Source organism: Sphingobacterium spiritivorum (genome assembly GCF_016724845.1).
Classification (GTDB): Bacteria; Bacteroidota; Bacteroidia; order Sphingobacteriales; family Sphingobacteriaceae; genus Sphingobacterium; species Sphingobacterium spiritivorum_A.
The window spans coordinates 3,884,921-3,895,823 of sequence record NZ_CP068082.1; the positions used below are offsets into that span (position 1 = coordinate 3,884,921).

9 protein-coding genes are annotated in these 10,903 nt (G+C 40.6%); 4 read left to right on the forward strand and 5 right to left on the reverse strand.

Annotated elements, in window-relative coordinates:
* Positions 1 to 128: 128 nt before the first annotated feature.
* The gene (locus I6J03_RS16530) at positions 129 to 740 is read left to right on the forward strand and encodes a LytS family sensor histidine kinase (protein ID WP_003004040.1); all 612 of its coding nucleotides are present in this window, start codon (positions 129 to 131) and stop codon (positions 738 to 740) included.
* Here the strand turns inward: I6J03_RS16530 and I6J03_RS16535 are convergent.
* Both I6J03_RS16535 and I6J03_RS16540 read right to left on the reverse strand, forming a co-directional pair.
* Positions 737 to 1,516: a Cof-type HAD-IIB family hydrolase gene (locus I6J03_RS16535; protein ID WP_003004039.1), complete on the reverse strand. Its 780-nt coding sequence runs from the start codon at positions 1,514 to 1,516 to the stop codon at positions 737 to 739. The two genes, I6J03_RS16530 and I6J03_RS16535, sit on opposite strands and share 4 nt — an antisense overlap.
* Positions 1,517 to 1,578: 62 nt before the next feature.
* Positions 1,579 to 4,938 carry a DEAD/DEAH box helicase gene (locus I6J03_RS16540; protein WP_003004038.1) on the reverse strand — a complete coding sequence of 1,120 codons (3,360 nt, stop codon included), beginning with the start codon at positions 4,936 to 4,938 and terminating at the stop codon, positions 1,579 to 1,581.
* 106 nt (positions 4,939 to 5,044) lie between these two features.
* Here I6J03_RS16540 and I6J03_RS16545 point away from each other — a divergent pair, with 106 nt between their 5' ends.
* From I6J03_RS16545 to I6J03_RS16555, 3 genes are read left to right on the forward strand one after another with little or no spacing between them, the layout of a single operon-like run.
* Complete coding sequence (locus I6J03_RS16545; protein WP_003001327.1) at positions 5,045 to 5,383, forward strand: DUF6249 domain-containing protein; 339 nt, start codon at positions 5,045 to 5,047, stop codon at positions 5,381 to 5,383.
* 8 nt (positions 5,384 to 5,391) lie between these two features.
* A complete protein-coding gene (locus I6J03_RS16550; protein ID WP_003004037.1) occupies positions 5,392 to 5,928 on the forward strand; it encodes an RNA polymerase sigma factor in 537 nt (178 codons plus the stop codon).
* A 3-nt stretch (positions 5,929 to 5,931) separates the two neighbouring features.
* Positions 5,932 to 6,273, forward strand: a complete 342-nt coding sequence (locus I6J03_RS16555) for a hypothetical protein (protein WP_003004036.1) — start codon at positions 5,932 to 5,934, stop codon at positions 6,271 to 6,273.
* Here the strand turns inward: I6J03_RS16555 and I6J03_RS16560 are convergent.
* From I6J03_RS16560 to I6J03_RS16570, 3 genes are all read right to left on the reverse strand, one after another.
* Positions 6,270 to 8,351 (reverse strand): TonB-dependent receptor, encoded by a 2,082-nt coding sequence (locus I6J03_RS16560; protein ID WP_201693828.1) that lies wholly within the window; start codon positions 8,349 to 8,351, stop codon positions 6,270 to 6,272. The two genes, I6J03_RS16555 and I6J03_RS16560, sit on opposite strands and share 4 nt — an antisense overlap.
* A gap of 74 nt (positions 8,352 to 8,425) precedes the next feature.
* Positions 8,426 to 9,727 carry a BamA/TamA family outer membrane protein gene (locus tag I6J03_RS16565; RefSeq protein ID WP_201693830.1) on the reverse strand — a complete coding sequence of 434 codons (1,302 nt, stop codon included), beginning with the start codon at positions 9,725 to 9,727 and terminating at the stop codon, positions 8,426 to 8,428.
* Between the two features lie 208 nt (positions 9,728 to 9,935).
* Entirely contained in the window at positions 9,936 to 10,889 is a 954-nt protein-coding gene (locus I6J03_RS16570; RefSeq protein WP_201693832.1) for an acetyl-CoA carboxylase carboxyltransferase subunit alpha, read from the reverse strand.
* Positions 10,890 to 10,903 lie beyond the last annotated feature (14 nt).

Genomic DNA, 10,903 nt, shown 5'->3' on the forward strand with positions numbered 1-10,903 from the left:
AAATAATTAAAATTTTCTTATTTGCCTAAATATTAAGAAAAAAGATATGAATAAAACAGGTGACGGAGTTGTTTGAAGATTCTTTTAAAAGAAATAAGTAATTTTGACCATACAAAATAACAGATCATATGACCTCGATTTTTAATAAGTTATGGAATCGTACTGCTACCGGTAACAGCGGGGTGTCAGCTATTGAAAATCAATTGTCGTTTTTAGAATGTCAGGTAGACCGGAAGCTTCTGGATTTATGGGCATCTGCCTGTATAGAAAACAGAGATGAATCCTGGCAAATCCGGTTTGCAAAACTGCAGCAGAGCGGTTTGTCACGAGTGTGTTCTCAACCTATATCTGTTATTGATGAAATCAATTATCTGAATGAATACTGCTTAGTGTATCAGTATATTAAATCAGAAGAATTGCATGTTAACTTTAAGTCTGATTATACAGATTCAACAGCGCTTATTTATCCTTTTATTTTGATATCACTTGTACAGAATGCTATTCATAACGGATATACATCCATGGAAAAATATCCTGTCAAAATAAAAGTATCCGGCTCGGCCAGGCTCCTGATTATGGAAGTCAGCAACAGAGTAAATCATCGTATTGCCGATCAGCAGGATACCGATAGTATAAGGCTGTTCAGAGAAAGATTGCAATTCCTTTATCCGGATCGTCATGATCTCTTATTCAATAGTAACAGTAATACTTTTAAAGCATCACTGACGGTACAGCTTTAGATGATATTATAATGCTTCAGTGCATTCCAGATACCATTATTGTCTACGTCATCCGTGATATAATCTGCTATTGCCTTTACTTCTGGATTTGCATTGCCCATAGCTACACCAATATGTGTATGCGCTAACATGGTGATATCATTGCCTCCGTCTCCGAATGACATGGTCTCATGGAGTTCAAGTCCGAAATGTTGTACAAACACATCGATACCTACCTTTTTACTTTGGCCGACAGGGTTGACATCCGCAAAAAGAGGAGTCCAGCGGGAAGCTATGGAATTGGGCATTATAGTACGCATAAAGTCTTCTTCTGCTTCCGGTTGAATAAAGATATTGGTCTGCAGTACGGTCGCTTTATCAAAGTTGTCGTAGTTTCTCTGCATAGGTACGGGCAGATTGAGCTGGTCGTACATCTTTTGTATATCAGGCGTGACATGGAAGATCGAAATTTCATTTTCAGACATCAGCGAAAAACTAACCGGCTCATTATTCATTGCATAATTGAGCAGAGACTCAATATCTTCCTGTGGAATAGGTTTTCTAAACAGCACTTCATCATCTTTTGTGACGCAATATCCTCCGTTAAATGTTATAAAGCCATCAAAATTGAGGTATCTGATATGATCTAAGCTGTTGATAGATCTACCCGTAGAAATGATTACTTTAATTCCTCTGGATTGTAATTCACGGATAGCTTTTTCGGTAGACTCAGGGACGAGATGTGTTTTGAAACTTAATAGTGTACCGTCGATATCAAAAAATACTGCTTTGATCATGTTGTAAGGGCTGTTCTTATATGCAAATGTAGGTAAAATATTCGGAAGCTAAAGCCGGTTAGTTAGCGCAAGAGGCTGAGCAATTGCTCTTTTGTAAAGTTTTGTAATAGCGGATTTCCTTCTTTTCCGATCAGTGCCGAGGCCAGTTCATTCTTGCTCTGCTGCATTTTAATCATTTTTTCTTCAACGGTATCTGGGGTAATAAGACGGACAGCTGTAACCGTTTGCTGCTGACCTATGCGGTATGCACGATCTATGGCCTGATTCTCTACAGCAGGATTCCACCATGGATCTACCAGATACACAAGGCTGGCTGCTGTCAGATTGAGCCCTGTACCACCAGCTTTGAGTGAGATTAGGAATACCCTGTTATCTTCCTGTTGTTGAAAGTTGTGCACGACCTGTTCTCTGTTTTTTGTCTTCCCTGTCAGCATATAGGCATTTATACCTTTTGCGGATAATGCTTTCTGAATAAGATACAGCATGCTTACAAATTGAGAAAATACAATAATCTTGTGGTAGGCAATGTTATCTTCGATTTGTTCTATAAGTGTTTCTATCTTAGCTGAATTATCCTCTGTACTTAAATCTTCAGTTTTCAATAATTTGGTCGAATTACAGATTTGCCTCAGTTTGGTCAGCCCTTTCAGAACGTACATCGGGCTTTTACGAATCTCATCACCTTCAGTAGCAGATATGAATTCCCTGAACTCTTTTTCATAAAGATCATAGATGCGGCGTTGAGCAGGTTTCATCTCACAGTAGATGATCAGCTCATTCTTTTCCGGCAGCTCTCTGGCAACTTCAGCTTTTGTTCTTCTGAGGATAAAAGGATTGATCTTGTTGTAGAGCATTTCTGTACGCTTGCGGTCGCTGAATGCATCTATAGGGGTAGTAAAGACATCTTTAAAATATTTTTTACTGCCAAGTAGTCCGGGTGAAGCAAATGATAACTGCGCATACAGATCCATAGTACTGTTTTCAATCGGCGTACCGGTCATTACTATACGGTTACGTGACTGTAAAAGGCAGGCTGCTTTATAGCGTTGAGAGTTTGGATTTTTAATCTGTTGAGATTCATCCAGAAATACATAATTAAACCTGAATTTCTTTAGATAGTTGATATCCGTTAGCAGGGTATGATAAGAGATCAGTATCAGTTCGTATTGATCAAAATCAGTGGTATTTCTGACACGGTCTATACCATCTAATAGTAAATAGGGTATACTGGGTGCAAATTTTTCCAGTTCATGCTGCCAGTTAAACAACAGTGTTTTTGGAAGCACAAGCAGGTTGCAGTTCTGAACGGCCTTATCGCGTTGAGAAAGAATAAAAGCAATAATCTGGATAGTCTTGCCTAATCCCATGTCATCTGCCAGGCAGCCGCCAAAATTGAAATCATCAAGAAAATTGAGCCACTTCAATCCTTCCAGTTGGTAGCTGCGTAATTTTCCGTTAAAATGTTTAGATACATTTACTTTATTTAAATCTTTGAAATTCTTTGCTTTATTCTTTAATTGTTCAATTTCTTGTTTAGTTGATTCATGTAGCTGAGAGGTCTCGAAGAGACGATCTATATCATTGAAATTTGTCTTTGCAATCAGCAATTGTTCCTCGTCATTCCATTCGCCTGCCTGAAAATATTCTTTAAACTTTTCCAGCCATTCTTCAGGTAATATACCATGTGTGCCGTCATCCAGCAGAACAAATTTGGATTTGTTACGTACAGCCTTTTCCAGATTTTTGGCCGATGCCTTTTTACGGCCGAAATTTACATTGACATTTACATTGAACCAATTAATTCCGCTTAAAACTTCAATGTTGATATTCGCTTTGAAAGGACTTATAGTATTGTTCTTTAAGGTGTCAAAACCAATGACCCGTATGCCCTGGCTGTGCCATTCCTCAAATACATTTAAAAACCAGTCTTCATTCAGGAAATGTTTTCGGTGAAGATAGAAATACAGAAAAGATTCGTCCAGTTGTTCTTCAAAGTAAGGATGTTGCCGGATCAGCAGACCTGAAAGTGCCGTTTCCCGATCCTGTTGTCGCTCTACAATATAACTTTTACCGGATTCATCGATGCCAAAGATCTGCCGTTTGGATCGTACAGGTACTTCCACATCACCATAGCGCATCACAGGCGTGAGTGTTACATATTCCTGAGATTCGTCCAGATAAATTATAGCTTCAGTATCCGTGTAATAAAGATGTTGATCCAGTTGTTTCTTGCTGGCTCTCGGAATATCGGGATAGCTTATCGATACCTGATCAGAGAGCGGATCCAGAATCTGTGTTTTGAAATACTCAAACTTGGATACATGAATCCAAAGCGCATTATTGCGGTTTTTGAATATCTGTATCAAAGACCTTACTGTCTTATCATGTATAAAGTAAAGAGAATGTTTGACCTGCACAAAATAATCAAACTGTATGTTTACATCACTCAGGGCGATTTCTTCTCTTCCCACAAGGAGATAGCCTTCCACAGAAAGAAACGATCCTTTTTTACGGATACAGAGTTTACTTTGTACAGAACTCTGTTTCAGGAGCACGGCATTCAGACTGGAAGCCAGTATATTTTCCGATAAGGAAGCGTCGTGTACAAATACCTCTAATTGAAAAGGGTTATGTACTACAGCCTCCAGTGCTTTTGGAAGATTAGGATCTGAAGCATCCTGTGTATTCTGTTCCAATAATCGAATGGCTGTGAAGAACCTGCTTTCTGTAATATCTTTGCATTTCCAGATCTGCTCTGATGTATCTACCGGTTTAACCGGATTTTTAAGCTTTCCGTTTTTTGTTATCTCCGATTCAAAAAGCTGAACCTGCAAGTGTTTGTAGAATTTATGCTTTCGGAAGACAATAATCAATCGGCCGGTATCTGTATGGTGGGTAGATGGGTTTAAAGTTTCTTTGTTAAATAAATCTATGTTATTCAGTGGAATAAGATGATTATTAAGAACTGACACTTCAATAGTGTTATTTGTGTATCGCAGTTCAAAATACTCTTCCAGAGCATGCTCCTGCTCTATACCGTAAGCCAAAGCTGCTTTGGACAAAAGTTTTTGATAGCGCATCGGAGAAAAGAAAGTCAGCCAATCTTCCTGACGGATAAAAGTAGCGAAGACCGCTTGCTGGTGTTGGCAGAGACCTTGTTTTTCTGAACAGGAACAATAGATAGATAATACGGGTTTTGTGTATTTCAGTAGCACTGTCTCTTCGTTTTCGGATAACCTAATACGAAATCTGGCATCATTTACAGACAGGTGTTCCACCTCAATCAGAATCCCTATATTCGTCGTGCTGTCTATCTCCTGAAAATAGCTGTACCTATCCGTTCGATCCATGTCGATATCTGTAATAAGATATTGATGGTAATCGGAATGATAATTTATAAGCTGAGGGTCTTGCTTTGACATACGAACCAAAGATAATGAGATGTGAGACGCACATAGGAATAAAAAATAAAAAAAATGTAACCTTTGGAGTTCGGGTTGCATCTTATGAGCAAAGACTAAAAAAATTATGGAAAAGGAAACAATGGTAGCTACTATAATCGTAGCATTTTGCTTAAGTACATTTTTATCCCTGTATTTCTACTGGCTGGCCAGACATAAAGAACGTATGGCACTTATCGAACGCGGTATGGATCTGAGTGATTTTTACAATAATAAACTCAAAGGCTCCAACTGGCTTAAAGTAGGGGTAGTAGTAGTGGCTTCAGCTGTAGGTTTATTGATTGTAGGAATTATTAGTGAATCCAAAGTCGAAATTCATTCAGATGCGATTCCAGTAGCTATAATAGGTATTTTTGGAGGAGCGGGTATGATCGTCGCAAATTACCTGGATAAAAGACCATCTTAAGATACCGGATGGATCAGGTTTATATTGATAAAATATTAGCGGGAGACCGTGAGGCTTTCAGATATTTTCTGTCAACATATAAGGATATGGCCTTTTCCGTAGCAATCAGCATCGTAAAAAGTGAGGTTGTTGCGGAAGAGGTTGTTCAGGATGCTTTTGTGAGCTGTTATCATGCCTTGAAATCTTTTCAGGGAAAATCCAAATTCAGCAGCTGGCTCTACAGGATTGTGGTTAATCATGCTTTTACCAGGCTGAGACGGATCAAGATAGAGTTTGTGCCTATATCCGAGCAGGACGAGTTGTCTGTGACCGATGAAGCTGCTCTATGGCAACTGGAGCAGAACGAGCAGGCTCAGCTGATTGAGGAGGCTTTGCAGCACTTACCCGTTAATGAAAGTCTGGCTTTAAGATTATTTTATCTGGAAGAAGAGAGTATAAAAGATGTATGTCAGATTACGGGATGGACGGAGTCCAATGCGAAGGTTATTTTACATCGCGCCCGCAAACGTATACATGGAATATTAAGTAAACTAATGAAATCGTAGAATATGGAAAAGGATCGTGATATTTTACAACAACTGATGAAGCAAAGTACTCCGAAAATGCCGTTTTCGGATTTTGAGGATCAGGTCATGGCCAGGATAGAGAAGCAGGAGATGGCTTCACCCGAGATCCTGAAGGTTAAGATGAAAGGAATATATTTCTTTCTTGCAGGAACGATATTCGGGCTTGTTATTAATTACGTTGCAGTAGGATATATGTATGAAATAAAATGGACAACTATTTCAAAAGAACAGATAATGCTGTTCTCCCAGCTGATTTATGTAACACTGATATTATTGTTTTGCGACAGGATTATAAGGCTTTTCAGATTAAAACAGCATAGCTAATAAGAGATTTTTAATCCTCCGTAATAATTTCTGCCCGGAGCTGCATTAAAAAAGCGATTGCCGAACGCATTGATGTCGTTACCCAGACTGTATTTCTGATCCAGAATATTATCAGCTCCGGCAAAGAATTGAATCTGTAATTTTCCGTTTATCGGACAGAGCCAAGCAAGTTTGGCCTGTAATAAATGATATTTAGTCCCGTAAGCGGTATTCGCATCGTTCAGCGGGATACGGGAAGTAAAGTTGTGCATGATATTCAGTTCTATGTGTTGTGCAAACTGAATATTTGCATGATTAACCCATATCCAGTCCGGGACAGCAGTAAGTTTGTTGCCTGAATAATCGTTTTCTCCTACCTGGTAAGCCTTGAATTTATAATCATTATAGGTCAGATTGCTGCTTAAAGACAAACTCTGTACCCAGCCGGAGGTACGCGGAGCAATAAGATAGCCGGACAGAGAGGCTTCTAAGCCCTTCTGGTCGGTCTTTCCGGCATTCAGATAATATTCTGCTCCGTTTTCCCGGATCTGTCTTATAATAGCATTATCCATCCGGTAATAATAGTAAGAAACATCCGCAATAACTCTTCGGTCTGCAGTTTCCCATCTGATGCCCGCTTCATAATTCGTTCCGGTTTCGGGATTCAGTTGTCGGTTGATTATGTTATCCGAAGAACGTACCTCTGCAATGGTAGGAGCGGATAATCCTTTGGATACTGAACTGCGTATAGCCATTTGAGGAGTGATAAGGTACGAAAGAGCAAACCTTGGCATCCAGGTGTTCTCAAAATCAATCTTTTCCCATTTATCAGCAAGTACAGGGAATATATTCTGATAGGAAATAGTATTGTAATTAAGCCCCAGTGAACCTTCAAGGGTCAGTTTTTGAGCAACGAGTACCTGACCACGTAAGAAATAGAAATGCTGGCCGTTTTTCAGATCATCCTTGGCCTGAGGATCAGTAGCTACGCCACCTTTGTTATTATAATTATCAATTTTATAACGTCCGTTTTGCGCTTCCAATCCAAGTTGCATTTGCCAATGTAACCGCTGATTGCTGTTGTCTGCATAAGAAAAGTAAGTGCGGATGCCCATATTCTTTTCATCACGCTTTTCGTAATTGGTAATAAACGGATTTTTGATGTCCGAATGACTTCCGAATATACTGACAACGTGTGTCAGATGTGTCGTGATGTGGTATTGGTTAGAAAGACCTCCAAAAAATGTTTTGTTGTATATTCCAGCCTTTTGATCAGCCGCACCGGGATTTGGTCCTGCTGCAGGTCTGGCGAGTTTTGGATTTTCATCATACTGTGCTTGTGTAAGGCCGCCGGGAGTTCTGTATCCCAGATCTGCATAGAATCCAATCGCTTTTAACTGTCCTTTATCAGAATAGTCCCATTGATGAGCAGTCTGTATAGTTTTTTTGTTTAATGCAGAGTTCTGGCGATACCCGTCACTACGGGTAAAACTTTGGTCCACCGCAAAACGGTAGTTAGGATTGACTTGCTGCTTTGTAGACAGTTGTTCCTGAAATAAACCGAAAGAGCCGCCCTGTAGCAGCAGAGAGCTGCCTGAGCCGGTGTCAAAGCCATTCGGAGCAATCGTAATCACCCCGCCTGAATTAGGCCCGTAGATAGATCCGTCAGGGCCCTTGAGTATATGTATACTGCTGACAGCCGCCGGATCTACCAGATTAAAATAGGTATTTCCTCCGGCATCGGTTAACGGAAATTCATCGAGGTATATCTTGATGTTTCGTACTCCAAAAGGTGATCGGATAAGGCTGCCTCTCATCGCTAACCGGTAACTGCCCGGCGAACGCTCTTCCATACGGATACCAGGAACAGTATTGATCGCTGTCAAAAATGTAGTGTTATTCTGACTGGAAATAAGCCGGGAATCCAGCGTCTTTGCAGAGGAAGTAAGTGATAAAAGAGGTTGGTTGGCGAAATAAGCATTGATCTGTACCGGAGCAAGTCTGTTGAGAACGGTGTCTGTCAGTTTTGTTTCCTGAGCCACAAGTTGGTTGGTCAGGAAAAATAAACAAAGTGTACTCAAAGTCTGGTAAGATCGCATACTGTTTTCGGTTTAGCAGTCGCTAAAATAGTAAAAACAAGGCATAATCTTAAAGTTGCCTATTGATTGCAGGATTAAAATGCTTCATTAAGACCTAAGAAAAAGCCTCTGTTTCCATATTTTCCGAAAGCATAGTCCAGACAGAGGTTTGTTCGGGTTGCTTTATTAAATAAAACACGGAGTCCGGCACCTCCACCGGGTTCCCAGCGCTGAAACAGGCGGGTGCCGATCTCGTCGCTTGCAGACTGTATATTAAGAAATGTCACGCCGCTCAGGAATTTGTTTTTCGTAATCGGAAAGCGGTATTCCACTTCTGAGTAAGCAAAAGATATACCCTTGAAATAGCCTATAGTATAGCCCCGTCCTGTTCTGACATTTGTATCTTTCCCTGTTCCGGGAAGATCAAAGTAGGGTAGTGTTCCACTGAGTTTATAAGATCCCCAGTACCAGAATCCTAGTACGTGCTCCGGATTTTTCTTAGATAAACTAAAGTATTTTCTGAAATCTGTTACCAATTGTACAGCGTTCTTTGAACTTCCCATCCAGGTCTGATTGACACGTATACCTACATCGGAGTATATACCGCTGTAAGCCCTGTTCGGATTATCCCGGGTCATGTACTGCACATTGAACAGTAGTCCGTTGGAGTTGTATTTTTTTGGATTAAAGCCGTGTTTTTCGCTGTACAAAGAGGGCGGCGTAGGACCGTTGACTAATTGCGGTTCCTCTATTTTCCTGCGAAGATCGAATGATACTCCTGCACCCAGAAATAATCCGTGGGCAACCTGACGGTAGACCTTTTCATTGAAAATATAAGAATTGTATCGTGATCCGAATATTTTGCGGTCAGGGTTAGCAATAACGCGCTCTTCTTCAGTCGTCCATGCATTCATATTCATCCCTATACCGGCATCAGGTGCAACCATGTGAACAGCCGCCAGACTTCCCTGAAAATTCCAGGTATTGCCCGGTGTAAACACATTATGGCTCAGGTAGAACACCATAATACCTTTTGTAGTGATAGAAGCTGAAGTGGCTGCGACTGACATAGTGGTATTGGGGTGGTTGCCTAATACCTTACCGGCTACGGCTTTTACTCCTCCCTGTGCCCCGATAGTCGGATTATAGGCAACATTAGGCATCAAAGTTATGGGAGAACGTCGTTTAGAACGGTCCGGTTTGCGTTTGGGATGAAGAATAGTCCGAAACAGATCACTGATATCATAGTGATCCTGATAAGGAGAAGCTGTTTTTAAGCTGTCTGTGCCAGCCAATGTGTCTTTGCGCAGTCTTACCGTGCTGGTTGTATCATGCTGAGCAAACGAATACGATATATGAAACAACAGAAAAGTGAATATAAGAGCTACTCGCTGCATACTTAGCTGTATTTTTTGGATGTGAGGGTGAAAAATAATGCACGGTTTTTTCACGGACTTTTTGTTTAAATAGATATAAATAATATGATTTCCATTATGTACAACAACTGATATGATATTTGGTTTATGGTTTGGTAAAATTCTGAAGCAAATAAAAAAGCCGGTACATTGCAATGTACCGGCTTTCTGTTTGTGTATGTAGTATCTGTTATTCTACGACGTAACCCATTTTACTGAATTTGTCGATTCTTTCCTGTACTAATACTTCAGCTGTCTTCGCTTTAAGGACCGCCAGATCAGAAAGGATTTTAGTTTTTACATTTTCAGCTGCAATAGCAGGTGCCTGATGTGCTCCGCCCATTGGTTCAGCAATGATGCCGTCAATCAGACCATTTCCAAGCATGTCTTCAGCCGTTAATTTTAGTGCTTCTGCTGCTCGCTCTTTGTGATCCCAGCTTCTCCATAGAATAGATGAACAAGACTCTGGTGAAATGACCGAATACCAGGTGTTTTGAAGCATATATACGCGGTCACCTATACCAATACCCAATGCTCCGCCGGAAGCGCCTTCACCGATTACAATACAGATAACAGGCACTTTTAATACAGACATTTCAAGCAAGTTGCGGGCAATAGCTTCTCCCTGACCTCTTTCTTCTGCCTCTAAACCCGGGTAAGCACCCATAGTATCGATAAGCGTAATAACCGGCTTATTAAATTTTTCAGCCATTTTCATCAGACGCAAAGCTTTGCGGTATCCCTCGGGATTTGCCATTCCAAAGTTGCGGAACTGACGTTCCTTGGTGTTTTTTCCTTTTTGATGGCCGATAACCATTACAGGTTCGCCGCCGATAGAAGCAAATCCGCCAACTATAGCCTTATCATCCTTTACATTGCGATCGCCATGCAGTTCGATAAACTCCTCACAAATCATCTCGATATAATCGAAAGTCTGCGGACGCTCAGGATGACGTGACATCTGTACCTTCTGCCAGCCAGTCATATTGTTATAGATCTGCAGTTTGGTTTCTTCCAGTTTTGCTTCCAGATCCTGGATAGTCGCACTCATGTCGACCTTGGTCTTTTCAGCTACCTGATTTACTTTCTCTATCTGTGTTTGCAGATCTGCAATAGGTTTTTCAAAATCAAAAGTTGTTTCCATGTACTTTTATGAAA

Excerpts from the sequence above, each read along its gene's own strand:
- I6J03_RS16545 (WP_003001327.1), top strand. The coding sequence starts at position 5,045 with ATGGAAAAGGAAACAATGGTAGCTACTATAATCGTAGCATTTTGCTTA.
- I6J03_RS16530 (WP_003004040.1), top strand. The coding sequence starts at position 129 with ATGACCTCGATTTTTAATAAGTTATGGAATCGTACTGCTACCGGTAAC.
- I6J03_RS16570 (WP_201693832.1), bottom strand. The coding sequence starts at position 10,889 with ATGGAAACAACTTTTGATTTTGAAAAACCTATTGCAGATCTGCAAACA.
- I6J03_RS16540 (WP_003004038.1), bottom strand. The coding sequence starts at position 4,938 with ATGTCAAAGCAAGACCCTCAGCTTATAAATTATCATTCCGATTACCAT.
- I6J03_RS16560 (WP_201693828.1), bottom strand. The coding sequence starts at position 8,351 with ATGCGATCTTACCAGACTTTGAGTACACTTTGTTTATTTTTCCTGACC.
- I6J03_RS16565 (WP_201693830.1), bottom strand. The coding sequence starts at position 9,727 with ATGCAGCGAGTAGCTCTTATATTCACTTTTCTGTTGTTTCATATATCG.
- I6J03_RS16535 (WP_003004039.1), bottom strand. The coding sequence starts at position 1,516 with ATGATCAAAGCAGTATTTTTTGATATCGACGGTACACTATTAAGTTTC.
- I6J03_RS16555 (WP_003004036.1), top strand. The coding sequence starts at position 5,932 with ATGGAAAAGGATCGTGATATTTTACAACAACTGATGAAGCAAAGTACT.
- I6J03_RS16550 (WP_003004037.1), top strand. The coding sequence starts at position 5,392 with ATGGATCAGGTTTATATTGATAAAATATTAGCGGGAGACCGTGAGGCT.